General features: G+C 54.3%; 17 protein-coding genes. 4 read left to right on the top strand and 13 right to left on the bottom strand.

Annotated elements, in window-relative coordinates; all coding sequences use genetic code 11:
• Position 1 precedes the first annotated feature (1 nt).
• The 9 genes from HGBM_RS10285 to mnmH all read right to left on the bottom strand — a co-directional run bounded on the left by HGBM_RS10285 (position 2) and on the right by mnmH (position 10,725).
• Positions 2-568 (bottom strand): hypothetical protein, encoded by a 567-nt coding sequence (locus tag HGBM_RS10285; RefSeq protein WP_245552930.1) that lies wholly within the window; start codon positions 566-568, stop codon positions 2-4.
• A 222-nt stretch (positions 569-790) separates the two neighbouring features.
• Positions 791-1,297 (bottom strand): YwgA family protein, encoded by a 507-nt coding sequence (locus tag HGBM_RS10280; protein WP_019121023.1) that lies wholly within the window; start codon positions 1,295-1,297, stop codon positions 791-793.
• Complete coding sequence (locus HGBM_RS10275; RefSeq protein ID WP_019121022.1) at positions 1,290-2,585, bottom strand: HD domain-containing protein; 1,296 nt, start codon at positions 2,583-2,585, stop codon at positions 1,290-1,292. The genes HGBM_RS10280 and HGBM_RS10275 overlap by 8 nt, the downstream gene beginning before the upstream one ends.
• Positions 2,586-2,675: 90 nt before the next feature.
• Complete coding sequence (locus tag HGBM_RS10270) at positions 2,676-5,762, bottom strand: efflux RND transporter permease subunit (RefSeq protein ID WP_019121021.1); 3,087 nt, start codon at positions 5,760-5,762, stop codon at positions 2,676-2,678.
• Positions 5,759-6,997, bottom strand: a complete 1,239-nt coding sequence (locus HGBM_RS10265) for an efflux RND transporter periplasmic adaptor subunit (RefSeq protein WP_019121020.1) — start codon at positions 6,995-6,997, stop codon at positions 5,759-5,761. Before HGBM_RS10265 ends, HGBM_RS10270 begins: the two co-directional genes overlap by 4 nt.
• A 27-nt stretch (positions 6,998-7,024) precedes the next feature.
• Positions 7,025-7,345, bottom strand: a complete 321-nt coding sequence (locus tag HGBM_RS10260) for an ArsR/SmtB family transcription factor (RefSeq protein WP_019121019.1) — start codon at positions 7,343-7,345, stop codon at positions 7,025-7,027.
• 116 nt (positions 7,346-7,461) lie between these two features.
• A complete protein-coding gene (locus HGBM_RS10255; protein ID WP_026074310.1) occupies positions 7,462-8,394 on the bottom strand; it encodes an RluA family pseudouridine synthase in 933 nt (310 codons plus the stop codon).
• Positions 8,395-8,502: 108 nt separating this feature from the next.
• Positions 8,503-9,615: an aminopeptidase gene (locus HGBM_RS10250; protein WP_019121017.1), complete on the bottom strand. Its 1,113-nt coding sequence runs from the start codon at positions 9,613-9,615 to the stop codon at positions 8,503-8,505.
• Positions 9,616-9,648: 33 nt separating this feature from the next.
• The gene (gene mnmH, locus HGBM_RS27170; RefSeq protein ID WP_019121016.1) at positions 9,649-10,725 is read right to left on the bottom strand and encodes a tRNA 2-selenouridine(34) synthase MnmH; all 1,077 of its coding nucleotides are present in this window, start codon (positions 10,723-10,725) and stop codon (positions 9,649-9,651) included.
• Positions 10,726-10,826: 101 nt separating this feature from the next.
• Between mnmH and selD the strand changes: the two genes are divergently transcribed.
• Complete coding sequence (gene selD / locus HGBM_RS10240; protein WP_019121015.1) at positions 10,827-11,882, top strand: selenide, water dikinase SelD; 1,056 nt, start codon at positions 10,827-10,829, stop codon at positions 11,880-11,882.
• A gap of 65 nt (positions 11,883-11,947) precedes the next feature.
• Here selD and HGBM_RS10235 read toward each other — a convergent pair whose 3' ends face one another.
• Complete coding sequence (locus HGBM_RS10235) at positions 11,948-12,898, bottom strand: DMT family transporter (RefSeq protein WP_019121014.1); 951 nt, start codon at positions 12,896-12,898, stop codon at positions 11,948-11,950.
• 174 nt (positions 12,899-13,072) lie between these two features.
• Between HGBM_RS10235 and HGBM_RS10230 the strand changes: the two genes are divergently transcribed.
• Complete coding sequence (locus HGBM_RS10230) at positions 13,073-14,524, top strand: aminotransferase-like domain-containing protein (RefSeq protein WP_019121013.1); 1,452 nt, start codon at positions 13,073-13,075, stop codon at positions 14,522-14,524.
• Between the two features lie 393 nt (positions 14,525-14,917).
• On the top strand, positions 14,918-16,204 hold the full coding sequence (locus HGBM_RS10225; protein ID WP_019121012.1) for an MDR family MFS transporter: 1,287 nt from the start codon (positions 14,918-14,920) through the stop codon (positions 16,202-16,204).
• On the opposite strand, the gene HGBM_RS10220 is transcribed toward HGBM_RS10225, so the two are convergent.
• Positions 16,201-17,358 carry a THUMP domain-containing class I SAM-dependent RNA methyltransferase gene (locus HGBM_RS10220; RefSeq protein ID WP_019121011.1) on the bottom strand — a complete coding sequence of 386 codons (1,158 nt, stop codon included), beginning with the start codon at positions 17,356-17,358 and terminating at the stop codon, positions 16,201-16,203. The two genes, HGBM_RS10225 and HGBM_RS10220, sit on opposite strands and share 4 nt — an antisense overlap.
• 193 nt (positions 17,359-17,551) lie before the next feature.
• On the opposite strand from HGBM_RS10220, the gene HGBM_RS10215 reads away from it, so the two are divergent.
• Positions 17,552-18,469, top strand: a complete 918-nt coding sequence (locus tag HGBM_RS10215; protein WP_019121010.1) for a glycoside hydrolase family protein — start codon at positions 17,552-17,554, stop codon at positions 18,467-18,469.
• A gap of 101 nt (positions 18,470-18,570) precedes the next feature.
• On the opposite strand, the gene HGBM_RS10210 is transcribed toward HGBM_RS10215, so the two are convergent.
• Both HGBM_RS10210 and HGBM_RS27165 read right to left on the bottom strand, forming a co-directional pair.
• The gene (locus HGBM_RS10210) at positions 18,571-19,929 is read right to left on the bottom strand and encodes a nucleotide sugar dehydrogenase (protein WP_019121009.1); all 1,359 of its coding nucleotides are present in this window, start codon (positions 19,927-19,929) and stop codon (positions 18,571-18,573) included.
• Between the two features lie 32 nt (positions 19,930-19,961).
• Positions 19,962-20,792 carry a response regulator transcription factor gene (locus HGBM_RS27165; RefSeq protein WP_019121008.1) on the bottom strand — a complete coding sequence of 277 codons (831 nt, stop codon included), beginning with the start codon at positions 20,790-20,792 and terminating at the stop codon, positions 19,962-19,964.
• Between the last annotated feature and the right edge of the window lie 14 nt (positions 20,793-20,806).

Genomic DNA, 20,806 nt, shown 5'->3' with positions numbered 1-20,806 from the left:
GCTAAATCCCCTCCACTTTCCATTCCTTCTCTATATACACGTCATCCATTTTCCTGATCAAAGAGGCTGCCTGCTCATAGGTAATATTCTGCTCGGCATCCCCCGCGGGCTTCGCCCAGGATTCGATTTGCTCCCAGGAGACCACCTGCTGATTTCCCTTCCGATTGATCCCCAGCATCACGAATTTGGCCGCTTCTTTCAGCGTGAGCGGAAAATCAGGTTTGATCTCACAAGAGCAGTCGATGACGCCCTTTGCCTGGGCAAGCGCGTAATACTCAGAGGCCCAATGATTCTCCGCCCCGGTTGGGACGCGAAGGCCGCCCTGCTTCTCCCCGTACACTTCCATCACCATCTTCATGAACTCCGCTTGCGGGATCTCTGCTTTTGGGTCGGTGCTGTCTTTGAGATATCCGACTGACCTTGCCCAATCCATACTCGAGGTATGTACCGCAGCCGCCGGCATCGTTCCTGCACTTTGGGTCGCCAGCATCCCGCCTAGAAACGAACAGAGTCCAACCGCCGCCAGCACCAGTGCAAATCCAAGTGATTTCAGTCTCACCTTTTTCATAGCCATTTCCTTTCCTTTTCCCTTTGGAAATCCAAACGACACGTATTCCGCTGAAAATTCAGTCACCTGCTGCCAATGCAGGCTCCTGCTCCATTATCCGCTATAACGTTGGGACAATAAAAATTGATACTGCATTCGGAAGGGTTTTCATCCGTTCCTGTCATCTCCAAAATGAAAAAAGATTGACCCGCTTAGGAGGGATCAATCTTGTATGCCTGTCCACTACTGCTTAATCATGTCACGCAGCTCGTCCATAAACGCGAGCGCCTTTTGGATTTCCTCTTCCGTATACTTCTGCATGCTTTTTAAGGTGAAGACTTTGCTTTTCATCTGTTCGTAGGGAAGGTGCTCAAAGTAGAGGACTGTCGAAACCAGCTCCAAAAAGCGCGAGTTTTCCTGGTTCATCCGGGAGATGAGCCGATCGCCGTAACCGATGTCCACGTTGTGGTACTGCAAAAATTCGCGCCCGTCTTCGTTTAACTTGTAGCGGTAAAGTTCGATTGCCCCTTTGCTTTCTTTTGTCTCGTCCAACATGCCGAGGCTGCAGAGTTCATCTACACGGAGTGTCAATTCCTCAGAGTACGGCCCGTACATGTGAAATTCAAAGCGTTCGTCGAAATCCACCTGCAGTTTCTTCGCTATGTACACCATCTTATGCAGCTTCTTTCGTCCGGTCACTTCACCCGCCACCTCGACGAGCCGCATAATTTTGGCATGTGCCTTAAGCATCCTCCATCACTCCTAGACGTTCTCGAATCAAGCCGGCGGCATCTTCCGGCAAAGACATCAGCTTATCATAAGGGAAATAGAGTTTGTGGTCAAAACGGCGCTTTCCGCTAATGGCCTGGACGATTTCCGATTTTCGCGAGAGCTCGATCAGTTCGCCGGAAGACATCCGAAGCATGATCGGTATACGTTCCTGCTCTTCGCCAGGGCGATAAAAGTCATAAGGAAGGTCCGAGGTCGAGTCAACCTCTACATAATACGCCGGGTCGATTCCCGCTTCAAGGAATAGTTTTTTGATCTCTTCCAGATTGATAAAGTCCCTCGGATTATATTCGACGTATTGAAACAGATTCCTGTCCATAAATCGGGCGCACAGATCGGACAGGATCGGATCTTTCTCCATCCGCCACTGCCCCATATAGTAGAAAGCCACGTTTTCATCAAGCATCAGATAGTCAGCCAGCGTAATTTCCCCGCGAAAAAATGGGAGATAATGCCTAGGCTCCTGCTCAAAAATGTATCCAGAGTCATACAACTGCCTTGCCCTTTGGAAAATTTTGCACAGGATCACTTCGGCGCTGCGGGTTACGGGATGAAAGTATACCTGCCAGTACATTTGATAGCGCGACATAATGTAATCTTCCACCGCGTGCATGCCGCTAAACTTAAATACTACGCCGTCTTCGTGGGGGCGCATGACGCGCAAGATCCGCTCAATGTCGAAGTTGCCGTAATTGACGCCGGTGTAGTACGCGTCACGCAGCAGGTAATCCATCCGGTCGGCGTCGATCTGACTGGATATCAAACTGACGATTAATTTATTTTCATAGGTCTTCCCAACGACTTCCGCCACTTTCTGCGGAAAGTGCTCGCCCACCGACCGCAAAATCCGATTGATCTCGGTATCCCCGGTCAATATTTTCCGCGTCCACTCTTCGTGGTCAAAGCGAAACACCTTCTCGAATGTATGGGAGAACGGCCCGTGCCCGACATCATGCAGCAGCGCCGCGCAGAGACAGAGCAGTTTTTCTTCCCGTGACAGCTGCACCCTGCCCTCAAAGGTCTCCAGGATCCGCCGCATGATCTCGTAAACGCCGAGCGAATGATTAAAGCGGCTGTGTTCGCCACCGTGAAAGGTCAGATAGCTGGTGCCGAGCTGCCTGATCCGGCGCAAGCGCTGAAACTCCCGCGCATTGATCAAATCCCAGATCAGCTTTTCCCGCACGTGTACATAACGGTGAACGGGGTCTTTAAAGACTTTTTCTTCACTTAAAAGCTGTGGTTCCTGCATCGGGCATGCCCCCTTTTGCGACCAGCGGTATTTTCTGGCTACAGTATAGCACAAAACAACCGCTTTTCTGCGAAAAAAAGAGGCAGGCAGCTAGACTGCCGCTGCCTCCTCCGTCCTTTTTGCCTTTCTCTTTTCCTTGCGAACGGCCAGCACCATGTAAAAAGCAGGCACGACGATCAGTGTCAGCATCGTGGAAAAGAGCAGCCCAAAGATGATCGTCACCGCGAGCGGTTGGAAGAGCACGTCGCCGGAAATCACCAGCGGCATGAGACCGGCAACCGCGGTAAACGTGGTCAACAGGATGGGCCGAAGCCGCGCTTCACCCGCCTGGATCACCGCCTGCTTCAGCTCAGCACCGGCATGCCGGGCGTCCTCGATAAACTCGATCAGCACGATTCCGTTGCGCACGACAATCCCGGACAGTGAAATCACTCCCATCATCGTCATAAATCCAAGCGGTATCTGCGTGAGGAACAGCCCAATCATGCTGCCCGCAGTCGAGAGGTAGACGGTGCTCATCACGAGAATCGGCAAACTCAGCGAGTAGAACTCCATCGCGATCAAAATGATGATTAAGAACACCACAATGACAGACAATTTCCCCATGTCGATAAAAATATCGGCCTGTTCAGAGGTTTCTCCGCCCGTCTCCAGGCGATATCCCTCCGGCAACGAAAATTCCTTCAACAGCGGCTTCACATCGTTCATGACTTCCGTCGCAGTCCGTCCCTTCACGTCGCTGTAGACAGTCACCGCCCGCATCAAATTGCGGTGCCGGATCGATTGGATGCTGAAGTCCGGCTTGATTTGAGCGATTTCCGACACAGGGATCTGCTGCCCCAGTGCATTTGGCACAGTCAGCCGCTGGAACAGCGTTGACATGTCACTGCCCTGTTTGTCAGCGTAAAGAGTCATATCGTACAGATCACGGCCATTGTCAAACTGGCCGATGGGGATTCCCTCGCTGACCAGCCGCAGCGTTCGCGAAAGATCGGCTGAATTGACCAGTTTCTGATCCATCAGTTCGCGATTCACTTGAAACTCCAACGTGTAGCGCTCGATGCCAAGGTTGTCCTTTACTTCGTGGGTACCGGGCACTTTTGCCAATTTTTGCTTGAGTTCTTCGGCAAGCGACCGCAAAACGGCCATGTCTTCCCCATAAATACGGATCACGATCGGATCGCCCACCGGCGGACCGGCCTCAAGCTGCTTCAAGACAACATTTGCCTGCGGATACTGCGCGGCGAGCTGCTGCTGCCACTCCTCCAGCTTTTCTTCCAGTTTCACCTGTTTTTTGTCGAACTGGGCGACCAACTGGCCGACCTCGATGCCTTCACCTGCCGCTGTATCCCCGCTGAACATCTTCGGTGCGCTTCCGCCGCTGTATCCCGCAATCGTCTTGATTCCCGGCTGCTGAAGCATCCAGTCGGAAATGCCTTTGACAACATCAGCTGTCGCCTCGACGCTGCCTCCGACCGGCAAGTTGACATTGATTAAAAATTGGTCGCGGTCATCGGGCGGAAACAGCTGGACCGGAGTAAACGGAATCAAACCGTAGCCGCAGGTGCCGATCAATACACCGATCAACCCTGTCCGAAGCGGCCGTTTCAGTGCACTCGGCATCAGCTTGCCGGCATACCACTTGGTTAGTTTATTGATCTGGTTGCCCAGCAAGCCGGCGGGTTTGCGGTAGATGTCTGCGCTCTTCTTCCGGCGTTCCTCATTCCACTTTCGGTAGATGGGAATAATCGTCAGCGACATCGCCATCGAGGCCAGCATCGCCGAAGAGATAATGACCGGCACCGGCTTGATAAACTGGCCGACATCTCCCTTCAAAAACATCAGCGGCCCGAATGCAGCGATCGTCGCCAGCGTGGCCGTCACGATCGAAATGGCCACTTCTTTGGTGCCGTTCACCGCCGCGTCAAACGGCCGTTCACCCAGCACGGACAGGCGGCGCTCGATGTTGTCATTCACCACGACGGCGTCATCGACCAGGATTCCGAGTACGATGATGAGGGAAGCGATCGAGATCATATTCAGCGAAATCCCCAGAATCGGCAGCAGAATGAACCCGATCGCGATCGAGATCGGAATTGCCAGCGCCACGACAAACGAAGTGGTCAGATTCAGCCCCAGTGTGCAGACGACGAGAACCGAGATGATGGCGATCAGCATCTCGCGGGAAAGGTCGCCAAACAGTTCATCCACACGCTCGTTCTGCGAGTAGATCGAGTCTTTCTTGGCCCAGACAGGCAGCGATTTTTCCAGCGTCTGCATCATTTCGTCCACACGCCGCTGCAGCGAAGGAACATCGCTGCCTGTTTCCGCGTTGATGCTGAGCGAAATGGAAGGTCTGCCGTTGAAATACGCGTAAAGATCCGCTTTTTTCGTTGTCAGCGCTGCTCTCCCCACGTCTTTGAGGTATACCGGAAAGCCCTCATGAGTACGGGAGATGATAATATTGTTCAACGCAGCCGCATCGTATGTATCGGATAATTTTAGCTGGTACGTGCGATCTTGGACAACCAGGTCGCCCAGCGGCGTCTTTTCGTTTTCCGCCTTGATCGCCGACATGACTTGCCCCCAGGAGATCCCGTACTGCTGGAGTCTTTGGGTGTCAATGTCGATTCGCACTTCCTGCTCAGGCAGGCCGGTTATCCCTACGTCGGCAACCCCGGGGATGGTCCGAAGCTGTTCCCGCCAATTTTTTACCAGATCGCGCAAGCTGTAGACCTGTTCGAAGGTATCGGCGGAAAGAGCAATGGTTTCGACAAAGGTTCGATTCAGGTCGTCATTGATGATCGGCTGTTTGGCATCGTCGGGCAGATCAGCTTCCGCGTCTTTCACTTTCTTGCGCAGTTCATCCCATTTTTGCTTGGGATCAACACCGTCTTTTGCTTCCACAACAATGGTCGACAGACCCAGGCTGGAGGTTGATGTGACCGATTTTAACCCCTGCAGCTCATTGATTTTTTCCTCGATTTTTTTCGTCACCGTCTGCTCCACTTTTTCCGGTGAGGCACCCGGCAGGGCGGTTATCACCATCGCCATGTTGATGATGACTTCCGGCTGTTCGCGCTTGGGCAGTTGCAAAAAGCTGAACAATCCGATCATGATCAGCATGACAAAGAACAACAGGGTGATTTTGCGCTTCCTTACGACGTAATCGATCACGGCTGACTACCCCCTGCCGACTCGACCGGGTCACCGTCAAACAGGCGATCCACCCCTTTGACGATTAACGAATCACCTTCCTGCAAACCGGAGGAAATCTCCAGTTTATTATCGTGCAATTCTCCAATGGTCACATGCGTTTTGACCGCTTTTCCGTCAACCGCGAGGAAGACGAACGGCTTCTCTTCTCCCCGGCTGATCACTGCCTCTACCGGGACAAAGATGCTTGGGCTGCCTGCGAGCTTGCGATGGGCGACGACAACCTGCCCCGCATACCAGTCGTGCTGCGGATTCGGCACGCTTACTTCTACCCCGATCGTCCCCGTGCTTTGATTGGTCGCCGGGTAAATCTTGCTTACAGTGCCCTCGCGCTTCTCCCCGTAGAGCTCAAGCGTTACGCTGTCTCCTGTCCTCCAGGCCGCGATCTCCTTGTCCGGGACGGGGAGCACGACCTTCAAAGCATCAATATTGCCAATCTTGTAAATAGGCGTACCAGCATTGATCAGCTCGCCGACCGAGGAGTATTTGGCAATGACGGTTCCCTCAATCGGCGCCTTCAACCTGGTCTTGTCAAGGGAAAGCGCAGCCTGCTCCTTGGCAATGACCGCCAGATCGTAGGCGGAACGGGTCTGCTCGCGAACCTCTTGGCGGGCTCCCTGCGTCACCAGAGAATACGCCTGCTCTGCCGTCTGCAAATCTTTCTCGGCAAGCACGAGGCGATTTTTCATGTTCTCGTAGTCATTTTGGGAGATGGCGTCCTGCTGGTAGAGGACTTCAAAACGCTCATAATCGCTTTTTGCCTGGTTATAAGCGACGGTCGCTTTGTCGAGAGCGGCTTTTGCCTGTGCAATCTCTTGTTCGCGTGCCCCGTTTGTCACTTCCGCCAGACTGGCCCCGGCTTGCTCCACCCCGGCATTGGCGCGAGCCAACTGCAGCGACAAGTCACTGGTATCGACCCGGGCCAAAACTTCCCCCGCCTTTACCTTGTCTCCTTCGCTGCGGCCAAGCTCGACCAAACGGCCCGGCACCTCAAATGAGACAGTCGCTTCCTCGCTGGGCTCAAGCGTCCCCGACAGTTCAAAAGTGCGGACTGACGGCTCTCGCTTCACCTGTGTAACCTGTACTTTTTTCACATCCCGCAGTGAGTCAGCACTGTCTGACCCCTGGCTGCTGCACGCGGTCACCAGCATGGACCCGATGACAGCGGCAGCGATCCATCTCTTTTTGTACAACATGGCATACACCCCATCTTCTTGAACCTTTCACTCCAATTCTTCTTCGATGGCGGCTATCAACTGTTTGATTTGTGCGAGTGCAGGTCCGACTTGCAAAGAATAATAGTTTTCTTTTCCTTTTTGTTGAATCTCGACGAGCCCGGCATCCCGAAGCAATTTCAAATGGTGGGAAATGGCTGGGCGGGAAAGTGATAATTGTTCTGTAATCTGTTTGACATTTAATTGTTGGCAGTAACCGAGCAGCAGGATGATTTGTTGCCGGGCCGGGTCCCCCAATGCCTGAAACAGCGGAGTGCATTTTTGGAACAACTGCAAGCCCGGGCAGTCTGCCCACGGGTCTTTCCCCATCAATTAGTCTCCTCTCCGGCAAAATAAAATCGGACATTCATGTTTATACGTTTAAACCTATCGACCTATTACATTATATGCGGTACAGATTTCCTTGTAAATATGTTCCTGTTCCTTTACAGTACAATCTCTCCCCAGCGTTTCCGAATCAACTGCGCCAAATCGTCCGGCAGCGATGCTGTGCACTCCACCTGCTTCCCGCTGAGCGGATGGATAAACGACAGCTGATGGGCATGGAGGGCCTGCCGGCGGAATCCGCCTTGTTTTTGTCCGCCGTACAGACTGTCTCCGACGAGCGGATGGCCGAGATGGGCAAAGTGAACACGGATCTGGTGTGTCTTCCCCGTCTCCAGTTGAATTCGCAGCAACGTGGCGTCTGCTTGCAGGGCCAGTACCTGGTAATGTGTGATCGCTGCGTCGCCCCGCGGACTGACCCTCCGCTTCAACGGATGGCGCGGATCGCGGCCAATCGGCGCCTGAATCGTTCCCCGGTCCGTTTCAACGCATCCCTCTGCTACGGCAAGGTACGTCCGTCGAAGCCTCCCCTCCCGGATGAGCCGGTCGGCCAGTTGATGGGCATAACTGCTTTTGGCCAAGAGCACGGCTCCGGATGTCTCCTTGTCCAGACGGTGCACGGAATGCGGCACCGACGTTTGTCCGCCGCTTTGCAGATACGCCGCGAGCCGGTGCACCAGCGTGTCTGCCTGACCGCTCTTTACCGGGTGAACCAGCATGCCCGCCGGCTTGCTCGCGACAAGGAACCACTCGTCTTCGTAGAGGATCTCAGGCACTTCGAGCTCCCCCGAGTGTCCAGGCGGTAACGGAGCCGGGGAACGGGGCTGGTCGGCTGCCTTGACGGAGACAATGTCCCCCTCCTTTACCTGTCGCTGCAAATAAACGGGTTTGCGGTTTAGCTGAATCCCCTTGCTCCGGGTCAGCCGCTGCAGCATGCGGCCGGAGACGGATAGTTTTTGCCGGGCAATCTGTTCTACCGTCATGCCCGCATCTGCCGAAGTTACGGTATACATGAGCCATGATGATGATGACAATGGTCTTCCCCCTGACGTCAAAGGCTTCTCTGGTGTCGATTGTAGCGAATCACTGACCGGAAGCAAAACAGCCCGGGCACATACGCCCGTGCTGATCAGAGCTTGCTTCTACGATTTAAGGTTATCCGGGTTGAGACCGAGTAAGGCTTCATGGACAAACAGGCCGTCTTTGCGGATCAACACGCCGTCAAACCAGATTTCCCCGCCGCCGTACTCAGGACGCTGGATATTTACCATATCCCAGTGTACCGTGCTGCGATTCCCGTTATCGGCATCTTCGTAAGCCTGCCCGGGCGTAAAGTGGAAACTGCCGGCGATCTTTTCGTCGAATAAGATATCGTTCATCGGGTGCAGGATGTACGGGTTGACCCCGATGGCAAATTCCCCGATATAGCGGGCCCCTTCATCGCTGTCCAGGATTTGATTGAGCCGTTCGGTATGATTGGCGCTCGCCTCCACGATTTTCCCTTGCTCGAAGGTAAGCCTCACCTGGGAAAATTTCGTCCCGTGGTACTGGCTCTCGGTGTTGAAGGTAATCGTGCCCTGCACCGAATCACGCACGGGCGCGGTAAAGATTTCGCCGTCCGGAATATTGTTTTCCCCGGCACAGATCACATTGGGAATTCCTTTGATGGAGAAAGTCAAATCGGTTCCCGGCCCGACCAGCCGGACCTGATCGGTCGCATTCATCAATTCCTGCAGCGGCAGGAACGCAGCCTTCATTTTTTTGTAGTCGACCGTACAGACATTGTAGTAAAAGTCGGCAAAACCGTCTGTAGACATGTTGGCCTTTTGCGCCATGGATGGAGTCGGGTAATTCAGCAGCACCCATTTGAGGTTGGCAGTAATGTGATCGTTGATCGGCTTCATCACCTTTTGCTGGATAAGCCTTTTCTCCACCGGCACATCGGACATCTCGCTGTCATTGGGCGCCCCGGCGATCACGATAAATGCCTGCATCTCCTGCCACATCGGCTCTTCCCAGCGTTTGATGAACCCCGCCCGCTCTTCTGACGTGTGCATCATCAACTCCCGCTGAATCGCCATGTCCAGGAGGCGGACATGCGGGTAAGCCCCCCGAGCATACGCCTGTTTGACCAGTTCCTTGGCCAGTGCTGCTCCTTCCCCCCGCACCTCGATCATCACATTTTCCCCTGCCCCGAGCCGGACAGAGTCATCCAGCAGATTTTCCGCCAGTTTTGCGATCCGTGGATCCAACATAAAACAACCGCCCCTTTTCTGATGAATTCCGCGTTATTGTATCACATGCGGGCCGCTTTGGAATCGCTGTGCAACAAAATTGATGATGTCAGCTTCCGCGTCGTCCAGCCGGGTGGCGTCCACCTCGTAAAAATCGCCGTTATAGCCGCTTCCCTGCTTATGAGTGTAGCGCGGGTCGTAATAATGGACCAACAGAGCGGCTATCGCCGTCTTGTAATCCTCTGTCTCAAGCGCGTGCCGCAAAAGGTGGGCCTGTTCCGTAGGAATTCTCCGGGAGATCTTCTGAAAGGCCTCCATCGTATTCTTCCGAAAATCAGGGCGCCAGGAAAATGGCACGATGTACTCGTCGTACAAACGCTGCACTCTCACCTCAAGCGGCGCGGTGATGTTGAGGTGAATCGAATCCGACTTCAACTCGTACAGAAATGCGGGTATGACTGCGTTGCCGATGCGTTTGCTCTCTGCCTCCATCAAGAAAAACGGGGCATCCTTGTATTTTCGCAGCGTCTCAAACAGGCGGGCATCAAACATTTTCTGATTGGCCGGACGCCCTTTGCCGATATGCCCAAACACAGAACCGCGGTGGCCCGCCAACCGTTCCAGATCCAGTACCGGCAAGCCCTTTGCTTCCAGACGGCGCAGCAGCTCCGTTTTGCCTACGCCGGTAAGACCGTGCAACAGAATCAGCGGCACCTTTAATTCGAAAGGTTCAATCGTCTTTACCACGTGCTGGCGATAAGCCCGGTATCCACCGATCAACCGCCTGACGGGGATTCCGGCATAGGTGGCAAAAGTGGCCATCGCCCGGCTGCGCATCCCGCCCCGCCAACAAAAGATTGTCGGCGGCTCGCCGGCCTCGATCCCCCGCTCGCGAATCGTCTGCATCAGCAGTTCCATTTTGGGCGACACAATCTGCATCCCAAGCCACTGGGCGGCGGCCTGTCCCTCCTGTTTGTAGGTAATGCCGACCTGCGCCCTTTCCGCATCGCTAAATAACGGTATATTCACAGCCCCGGGAATCGTGTCGCGGGCAAACTCACCCGGGGAACGTACGTCAATCAAATTGCCGTAGCCTTTTAACAGCATCTCTTCCACAGTGATTTCTTGCAATGAACAAATCCCCTTTTTTCTGGTATGCTAGAGAAGAAACCAAGTATCTTTGGATGGATACCCTTATCTTTCATTATACATGAATCAAAGGAGGTCAAAACGTGAGTACTTCTGTAAAACTTACTTCCCTGACGGCCAAAGGAGGCTGCGGCTGCAAAATAAGCCCCGACGCGCTCTCCTCTGTACTGAGAAACCTGCCTCGCCCGGGACAGGACGACCCCCGGCTGCTGGTCGGGGTGGAAACTTCGGATGACGCCGGCGTGTACCAACTAACCGATGAGCTTGCCATTGTGCAGACATTGGACTTTTTTACCCCCATTGTCGATGACCCGTACTGGTTCGGACAAATTGCCGCCGCCAACGCTCTCAGCGACGTATTTGCGATGGGAGGAACACCGATAACCGCACTCAACATCGTCGGATTTCCGATCAGCAAGCTGGACCCGGCGATTCTGACGGAAATCCTGCGCGGTGCAGCCGACAAGGTGGCCGAAGCAGGAGCGGCATTGGTCGGCGGCCACTCGATCGACGATCAGGAACCAAAATTCGGCCTCTCCGTCACCGGGACAATCCACCCTTCCCGGATTCTGACCAACGCCGGAGCAAAGCCGGGAGACGTGCTGATCCTAACCAAGCCGATCGGCGTCGGGATCCAGACGACCGCAATCAAGCGGGATGCCCTGACTCCGGAAGCGACCCAGACGGTGATGACGATCATGGCCACCCTAAATAAGCAGGCGGCCCAGTGCATGCTCGCCTTCCCGGTCAACGCATGTACGGACGTCACCGGCTTCGGCTTATTGGGACACGCGCTGGAAATGGCGGAAGGGAGCAGCGTCGGCATACGCCTTCACGCTGCCAATGTGCCGATATTGCCCGGCACGCGCGATTTGGCCGAGCAAGGCATCATCCCCGGCGGCAGCAAGTCCAATTTCCGCTGGGTAGCAGGCCGCGTCCGCTTCCCGGAAGAGATGGCCGAAATCGACCGCCTGATCCTCTGTGATGCGGTCACGTCCGGCGGCCTGTTGATCAGCCTCCCGGCAGATGAGGCCGAGCAGCTGCTCGCTTCCCTGCATCAGCACGGAGTCGAGTGGGCCCGGATCATCGCCGACGTCACGGCAGACCATCCCGGAACGATCGTGGTAGAGCAACGGTAAACGAATACGGCTAAAAACAAAAACAGCCCCCTGTTTCCGGTACAGGGGGCTCTACTGTTTCCATTTTAACCTCGTGAATCTGCTTTTGAAGCATCCGATCTGCCCACCTGCTTGACCGCGGCTTTTCGGCCCAATGCCACCAGGATGACGACAATGGCTGCTGTCCATATCGTCTGGCTGGTGACGATCTCGCCGAGCAGGAAAGCAGACGCCACTATCGTCAAAAACGGCTGCAAATACTGTACCTGGCTTACTTTTGCGACACCGCCCAGGGCCAAGCCGCCGTACCAGGCAAAAAAGCCGAGATACTGACTGATCAGGCTGACATAGGCAAAACTTAGCCAGGCTGCCGGAGTGGCACGGAGAATCTCCGGAGACAGGGAGCTTGCTACCGGCCAGATCAAGAACGGCGCCGAAATGACCAGCGACCAGCTGATGACCTGCCACCCGCCTAGCTCTCGGGCAAGCCTTCCGCCCTCTGCGTACCCGACAGCAGCAGATATGACTGCCCCAATTAACGCCAGGTCGGCCACCTGCAATCGGCCAAACCCTGCGCTAAACGCGTAGATCACAACTGTCGCGCTGGCAGCCGCACTCGCCAGCCAAAAGCCGATAGACGGGCGTTCCCCGGCCCGCAAGGCAGCTACAACCGCCGTGGCAATCGGCAGCATCGCGATGACCACCGCTCCGTGTGAAGACGGCACCCGCTCCATTGCCCAAGAAGAGAAAAAGGGAAAACCGATCACCACTCCAAATGCTACGACAGCCAGACTTTTGATCTGGTTCCAGTTGGGGATGCGCTCCCGGCGAATCCACAGCACCATGCCGGCCAATACCGCAGCAACCAGTGCGCGTCCCAATCCGGTCACCGTGGGATTGAAAAATTCCACCGCGACACGGGTAGCGGGCAGAGACAGGCTAAACCCGGCGACACCCAGCAGGCCGTAGAACATGCCAAGCCCTTCTTTGCCCTTTTGTACGCTGCTTGACGCTGAAACATCCGCATTTGGTTTCATCTCACCGATACTCCTTTGCCCTTGTTCTACATCGTGTATCACCATCCTACCTGTCAGCCTGGAATCCTGCTCCAGCCAATTGGCTGTCATTTTGACCAGCCAATTTTTTCTTTTCTCCTGTCAGCCGTCGGTTTATGATACAAGTATCAAGAACAGTCGGAAAAGAGGGACAATATGCCTTGGCAACCTGATATGGCAAGCGATGAGCCGATCTTTCGGCAAATCGCCCGCCACTTTGAAACGAGCATCATCCGAGGTGATCTTCCGCCAGGCACCCCGCTTCCCCCGCAGCGAAAGCTGGCCCGCCAGTTCAATGTGAACCGCAGCACGATCACGCAGGCCTACGATGAACTTCATTCGCTCGGACTGGTCCAATCGCATCAGGGGAAGGGAACCTGGGTAAGCGAAAACATGTGGGGTGTCTCGTACCGCCGGATCCCCAATTGGCATCAGTATACAAGCGGAGGAGCCTTCCTGCCTTCGCGTCCGCTGGCAAAGCTGATCCGCGAGGCAAGCAGCTACCCCGGAGTGATCAATTTGGCAGAGGGCGGCTTGTCCCCCGAATTAATGCCTTCGGAAGATATCGAACGGCTGCTTCGGCAAATTTCCTTGCCTCCTTCCCTCAGTTATGCAAACCCGAGGGGAGACGGGGAACTGAGGGAGACCCTGGCCGTCCATTGGGCCAAAGAGCACAACTTGTACGTCGATCCGGACGAAATCCTCATCACGACAGGATCGCAGCAAGCCTTGCACCTGATCACGCAATGCCTGCTCAGCCCTGGTGACGCCATCGCCATGGAGGGGCCTTCCTTCGCCTATTCCCTGCCGTTATTCACATCCGCGGGACTCCGCCTGTTTCGGCTGCCGCTTGACGATCAAGGCTTGCTGCCTGAAGAAGTCATTTCGCTGCATCGAAAGCACAAGATCCGCATGATTTTCACCAATCCAACCTATCAGAATCCCACCGGCACCGTACTTGGCGGGGCCAGAAGGAAGCGTCTGCTTGCCATCTGCGAAGAATTGCGGCTGCCGATCGTAGAAGACGACGCATACGGATCGCTGACGCTTATCGGCTCTGGAAAACCTCCCCGCCCTTTGAAAGCGATGGATATGGGAGGCTCTGTGCTCTACATCGGCAGTCTTTCGAAAACCCTGGCCCCGGGGCTGCGCATCGGCTGGCTGGCTGGCCCGAAATCGGTCGTCGAGCGCCTGGCGGACGCCAAGCACGTGATGGATTCGGGAACGGGGATCATCTCGCAAAAATTGGCTCAGGCGTATCTCTCATCGCAAATATGTCAGCAGCGTCTCGACGAACTGACTGTCGCTTTGACAGAACGGCGGGATTGCATGCTGGAGGCGCTTGAGAAAAACCTTATGGAACTGGCGGATTGGACCCGCCCCAAGGGGAGCTTCTACGTCTGGTGCCGCCTGCGCCAAAGCATCAACGAGGCGGATTTGCTTGAGCTGGGAATAAAACACGGAGTCATCTTCTCACCGGGCGGCATCTACGGGGCAGAACGGGGATATGTCCGCCTCACCTATGCCCAGGCCAACCGCCGGGACATTACGGAAGGAGTACGTCGGCTGCGTGCCGCGTTGGTTGAAGCAAATCCTGTATTTCGTTAAAACCCGATAAAAATTTTTCTTGCGTTTTTCACAGATTATGACATATGCTAATCATGTAAATGTTTTTTATTGAACAATAACGGGAGTGTTGTACTGATGGCAATTCCTGCAAAATCAATGATTTGACGGGGCCTTTCCGGGGGTCCCGTCCCCCGGAAAACCTGTCATGTCGATTGAATCGCAGGATGCACTTGTCCGCTTCCGTTTCCATACGTGTCATTGTGTGGAGGCGAACGCTTCTTTCCGTGTATGTACTACACCGGATGGGCTTTCGCCTTCCCTTTTTATCCTCTGTCTCCAAAAATGGGAATTCATTGTGGTCACGATCCCAATTGATTGGGCGGTTAGCGAAAATCCTGCAACACCGAAACAAACAGTTGGGAGGAGAAAGACGTGTTCTGGTCCACGTGGGATTTAAATTTAAAGGTGAGATTGATCGGGGAAACGATATTCCATACGTTTTACTGGATGTTTTTCCCCTTTATGGCGCTCTATTTTTCTGATGCGTTCGGCAAGGACCTGACCGGTATTTTGTTGATGTTCCCGCCGCTGCTCGGAATCCTTGCCAGTCTTTACGGGGGACAGTTATCCGATCGGGTCGGACGCAGACCGGCCATGCTGATCGGCGCCGCTACGGAATGCCTGATGTTTGCCCTGTTCGCTCTCTCCTGGTCCCCCTGGGTTGACTACGCCGCATTTATCGGCCTGAACATCGCAAGCTCCATTTACTGGCCTGCCAGTTCGGCGATGGTTGCCGATTTGACCAGGGAAGAGGATCGGCGCGAAGTCTACGCCACTTTTTACACCGCAATGAACATCGGTGTTGTGCTGGGGCCGGTCTTGGGCTCGTTCTTTTTCTTCCAACACCGTCCGCAGCTGCTGCTGGTCTGCTTTCTTGTCAGCTTTGCCTTCACCCTTACGCTGTATTTGGTCATCAAGGAGACTCTGCCAAACAAAGGCCGCTCCAAACATAAGGCTCATGGCTTAAAGGAACAATGGCGGAGCTACACCGTGATTTTCCGCGACAAAGTGTTTGCCTTGTACATCCTCGCCGGAATTCTGGTAGCCGTCACCTTTTTACAAATGGATCTGTACATGGGCGTCTACCTGAAGGAATACGTTCCCCTGCAAAATCTCATCTCATGGGGAGACGGGTCGATTTCCGTGGGCGGAACCCAGGCGTTCGGCTGGATGATGAGCCTTAACGGATTGATGGTCGTCCTGTTTACACTGGCGGTCACCCGCCTGTGTGCCGCCTGGAGCGACCGGCGTTCGTTGATTGTCTCCTCGGTATTATCCGGGCTTGGCTTGTTCGCCATGTCTTTGACCGTGAACGTCTGGCTGTTGTTCGCCTGCATGGTTCTTTTTACAATTGGCGAACTGATTCGCACGCCGGTCACACAAAGCTTCGTCAGCAAATACGCGCCGGAAGATCGGCGCGGACAATACATGGGGGCGTCCACCCTGCAGTTTTCAATCGGCCGGTTTATCGCCCCCCTGACTATTGCCCTGTCTGAGTGGTTTGCCCCGATCGGGGTCTTTGGCATCATCCTGATGTTCGCGCTGGTGGCTGCGCTGCTTTACCACCGGATGTTTATCCTGCTGCCTGCCGCCATGTTAAAGGACACAGGAGCGGCGCAGCAGCAGGATTCCGCCCAGCGGCAGGAGGATATCATTTAACCGGGAAACTCGTCTGGCTTCGGCCTCGGCGGCCTGGGGCCGAAAAACTGATAGTAGTCTACCTTGATATTCCCGTTGTACAGCTTCCGTTTTTTACTGGCTCTTCGCCCAAAGTGCTGCTCAAACTGCTCGTCCGAAGTAATAATGTAAAACGACCAGGTATCGAGCTGTCCAAACACCTTGCCCATTTCCCGGTAGAGCCGTTCCACCTCTGCCCGTTCGCTGAGACGCTCGCCATAAGGAGGGTTGGAAATGATGCAGCCGTATTTTTTCTTGGTCCGCAAATCGCGCATCTCCATCCGCTGAAAGTGGATCGACTCGTCCACCCCTGCTTCCCGGGCGTTGCGGCGAGCCACTTTCAACACCTCGTCATCGAAGTCCGTGCCGATGATCTCCATGGGCCGATCGTACTCGGCCAAATCGTGGGTCTCGGCTCTGGCCTCCCGCCAAAGTGTTTTAGGGATGACAGGCCAACTCTCCGACGCGAATTCCCGGTTCATGCCGGGGGCGATGTTCTGGCCGATCAGTGCCGCTTCGATCGGAATCGTTCCCGACCCGCAGAACGGGTCGATCAGCACGCGATCGGGTTTCCAGCGGGCTAATTGAATCAAGGCGGCGGCCATCGTCTCTTTTAACGGAGCGGTTCCGATCCATTCCCGGTACCCTCGTTTATGCAGTCCGGCACCGCTGGTATCAATCGTCAAGGTGGCGATGTCTTTGAGCAGAGCCACCTCAATTTTATAGAGCGGGCCATCTTCCGAAAACCACTCCCGCTTGTACCTCTTCTTTAAACTCTCCACCACTGCCTTCTTCACGATTGCCTGGCAATCCGGCACACTGTACAGTGTCGACTTGACCGACTTGCCCTCTACAGGGAACGTTCCGTTTTCCGGTATCCAGTCAGCCCACGGCAGCCCCTTGGTTTGTTCAAACAGTTCGTCAAACGTCTTCGCTTGAAACTCCCCTACCTTGAGCCGGACGCGGTCGGCTGTGCGAAGCCATAGGTTGGCACGCGGAATCGCCCCCAAATCGGCGCTGAACGTCACCTTCCCGTTGTCCACACGCACCTGTTCATAGCCCAATCTTTTCACTTCTTCTGCAACCACAGACTCAAGGCCGAAAGTAGCGGTCGCAATCAGTTCCACATTTTGCATAGAGGTAACTCCTATCTCCCCGAACAAGGGGATACTAAATCATTCCTATCATACCCCAACGAAGGCCAAGGTTACAGCCCGGCTGTGCATCGGGAACGAATTGAAAAAACAGGCCTTTTAGCTCAGTTTGATTGGATTGGGTGAAAGGTACTTAATATAGGTACTTTATTCGAGGGCTATGGAGGAATCATTTATGAGGTATCTTTTGTTAATGCTGCTCATTCTCTTGATGGGATGCTCCACAGGGTATTCGCAAGTGTCTGCCGATCAGGAGGTGGGGAAAATGGCGGCTGGAGAAAAAATCAGGGCTACGTGGTTGTGGAATACGCCGATTATCGCATCGGAAAAGGATCAAATCATCTCGTTTGCAAAAGAAAACGGAATCAATTTGATCTATCTGCAGGTCAACAGGCGGGTGGTCACCCCGGAACAATACCGAGCTTTTCTCAAATCGGCGCATGCGGCCGGCATAGAAGTGCATGCTCTGGACGGAGCGCCTGACTGGGCACTCGGCAAAAAACAGGATCGCTTGGCAGCACTGGTCACATGGGTCAAAGACTACAATCAAAGTGTCGCGGAAGATGAGCGTTTTCGCGGCGTTCACGTCGACATTGAGCCCTACCTGCTCCCCGAGTGGAAACAGGACAAATCCGCAGTCATTCGCCAGTGGCTGGACAATGTTCAGGTTCTCGTGCAGCAGGCCAAAGCCGATCCAGAGCTTGCGACGGGCGCCGACCTGCCGTTCTGGCTCGACACGCTGCAGGTGCCTGACGACACCGGCGCAGAGTCAGTCAGCCGATGGATGGCCCGCACCTTTGACCACGTGACGCTGATGGCTTACCGCAATCATGCCGAGGGGCCCAATGGCATTCTGCAGATCGTCTCGAACAAGCTGGCGGAAGCAGATGAGCTGGGCAGGAGAATCGTGATCGGCGTCAACATCCGGGAAAGCACGGAAGGTGATTTCGTCACCTTTTACAAGGATGGATACGAGGAGATGGAGCGGCAAATCGCCATCGTCGATGACCGCTTGTCCGGCCGCCCCTCCTATGCGGGCATCTCCATTCACGATTACCAAAGCTGGAGAAACAGCGTCGAAAATAGCCGCTAAAGCAGGCAAAGCCGAACACTCCGTTTGCCGTATCGGGAAGCACGCGATGAGCCATGCCCTCCGATACGGTAAGCAGAGCTTCTATTGGAAGAGAAGCTTCTTTACATAGCCATAGAAGTCTCGGCCATTTGCGGCAGCTTCGCCGTAGATCCAATCCGGTAGATATTCGGCAGATCAATTCCGGCGAAGGCATTTCTCGTATCCACAATCGCCACGCCCAAGTCCGCGATCTTCTGATAGTCAAAGACCCGGTGATTGGTGACCAGCACCATGCAGTCATACTGGCGCATGCTGTTCAGATCATACGTGATCGAGTGAACCTCATTGCCCCGCTTATCGCGAAAACTCTTGGCATAAGGGTCGTAGTAGTGAACGATCGCTCCGTTTTCACGGAAAAGCTCGTACAATTGCAATCCGGGCGATTCCCGCAGGTCGTCAATGTCCGGTTTATAGGCCATCCCGAGCAGCAGAACGCGAGAATTGCGCAGTGATTTGGCGTACATGTTCATGATGGTCGCCGTCTTGCTGATCACGTAATCCGGCATATTGCTATTAATGGCCTGGGCCAGATCGATAAATTTGCTGTAAAACCTAAATCCCTTCGCCTTCCAGGACAGGTACATCGGATCGAGCGGAATGCAGTGGCCGCCAATGCCAGGGCCCGGGTAAAACGGCATAAATCCAAACGGCTTGGTCGAGGAGGCTTCGATTACTTCCCAGATATCGATGCCCATCTTCTCGCACATCATCGCCATTTCATTGATGAAGGCAATGTTGACACTGCGAAACGTATTCTCGAGCAGCTTTGACATCTCCGCCACTTTTGTGGAAGAGACGGTCACAATCGACTCGACAAACGACCCGTATAAGGCCGTCCCCAGTTCGATGCACTTTTTCGTCGTACCGCCGATTACCTTCGGGGTGTTATGGGTCTTAAAATTGGAATTTCCCGGATCGACCCGCTCAGGGGAAAAGCACAGGAAGAAGTCGACTCCGACCCGATACCCCAGCTTCTCCAATTCCCACTGGATCAGCTCTTCCGTCGTCCCCGGATACGTCGTGCTCTCAAGCGTAATCAGCATGCCATTTTCCATGTAGTGCTTGATTTGGTCTACCACCTGAATGATGTAGGAGGTATCCGGATCCTGGTTTTTGCTCAGCGGCGTAGGCACGCAAATGCTCAGCGCATCCAGTTCTTTCAACACCCGATAATCCGTCGTGGGAAAAAATCGCCCGGTCTCGAGGCTCTCTTTTACCACGCTGTCGGAGACGTCCTTTACGTACGAAGTGCCTTCTTGCAGCTGTTTTATCTTTGCGAGGTCCAAATCGATGCCAAAAACGGTAAACCCGCTTTTCACCATCTCCATTGCGAGCGGCAATCCAACGTAGCCCAGCCCGATTACCCCAAGTTTTGCCGTTTTGGTCTCAATCAAATTTTGCAGTGCCGAATATCTATCCATCCTTACTCACTCCTTTGTGGCGGTTTGTAGTCTTATGCAAGCAGCCTTCGTATCCTCAACTCCAACTCGACTGGTGAAAATGGCTTCGTCACATAATCGGAGACGCCGCGCTCAAAACATCGACTGATGTCATCTTCCAAGCGCTTCTGCGTCAACACGACGATTTTGCAGGAATCAGGAAAGCTTTCCTTCTTCTGAATCTGGTCGATCAACTGATACCCGTTAAGCACGGGCAAGGTCAGTTCGGTTACGACTAAACGGGGAGACAGCTGTTCGAACAGGCGCAAGCCCTCTTCCCCGTCTCGGGCAGTATGAATCTCGTAGCCCTTCAAGCTCAGCCTGGCCTTCAGGAACTGGCATACCGTTTCGTCGTTGTCCACCACCAGCAGCGGCTGTGCCAGTCTGTTTTCGGAGCGGTCCGTAATGATCCGGATTTCTCCCGCTCCTCCAGGCCCGCTGGCCAGTAAGCCGCTGATCTCCGCCAGTATGTTTTGCGGAGAAGGGGCGCATTCCGGAAGGCTGGAAATCAGCACGTCGCTCTTAAGCAGACCGCGGCTTTGCAAAAAGTCTTTCAGTGCCAGCGACAGATAGTGGGTATCGCTTAGCTGGCAATCGTGAATCAATACCGCCAACAGCCCTACGGCATCGTCGTAAAAGAACTCGGTATTGGCTGCGTACGAGGAAACCTCTTTTCGAAAGTACGCCGTCACCTCCTGCAGTCCGTCCTTGCCAAGCAGCGGACACAGGGAAAAAATCATTCCATATCTGGAGCCATTCGCTTCGTAATGCTGTAAAAAGTGGCTTACTTTCCGCGTAAAATCTTCGTGTATAACCGTTTGTTGAGTGTTGGTACGCACAAGCACGAATAACCACTCCT

The organism is Brevibacillus massiliensis (genome assembly GCF_000311785.1).
GTDB lineage: Bacteria > Bacillota > Bacilli > Brevibacillales > Brevibacillaceae > Brevibacillus_C > Brevibacillus_C massiliensis.
This window is presented reverse-complemented; position numbering and strand designations above follow the sequence as displayed.

Excerpts from the sequence above, each read along its gene's own strand:
- HGBM_RS10285 (WP_245552930.1), bottom strand. The coding sequence starts at position 568 with ATGAAAAAGGTGAGACTGAAATCACTTGGATTTGCACTGGTGCTGGCG.
- HGBM_RS10280 (WP_019121023.1), bottom strand. The coding sequence starts at position 1,297 with ATGCTTAAGGCACATGCCAAAATTATGCGGCTCGTCGAGGTGGCGGGT.
- HGBM_RS10275 (WP_019121022.1), bottom strand. The coding sequence starts at position 2,585 with ATGCAGGAACCACAGCTTTTAAGTGAAGAAAAAGTCTTTAAAGACCCC.
- HGBM_RS10265 (WP_019121020.1), bottom strand. The coding sequence starts at position 6,997 with ATGTTGTACAAAAAGAGATGGATCGCTGCCGCTGTCATCGGGTCCATG.
- HGBM_RS10260 (WP_019121019.1), bottom strand. The coding sequence starts at position 7,345 with ATGGGGAAAGACCCGTGGGCAGACTGCCCGGGCTTGCAGTTGTTCCAA.
- HGBM_RS10250 (WP_019121017.1), bottom strand. The coding sequence starts at position 9,615 with ATGTTGGATCCACGGATCGCAAAACTGGCGGAAAATCTGCTGGATGAC.
- HGBM_RS10235 (WP_019121014.1), bottom strand. The coding sequence starts at position 12,898 with ATGAAACCAAATGCGGATGTTTCAGCGTCAAGCAGCGTACAAAAGGGC.
- HGBM_RS10230 (WP_019121013.1), top strand. The coding sequence starts at position 13,073 with ATGCCTTGGCAACCTGATATGGCAAGCGATGAGCCGATCTTTCGGCAA.
- HGBM_RS10220 (WP_019121011.1), bottom strand. The coding sequence starts at position 17,358 with ATGCAAAATGTGGAACTGATTGCGACCGCTACTTTCGGCCTTGAGTCT.
- HGBM_RS10215 (WP_019121010.1), top strand. The coding sequence starts at position 17,552 with ATGAGGTATCTTTTGTTAATGCTGCTCATTCTCTTGATGGGATGCTCC.
- HGBM_RS10210 (WP_019121009.1), bottom strand. The coding sequence starts at position 19,929 with ATGGATAGATATTCGGCACTGCAAAATTTGATTGAGACCAAAACGGCA.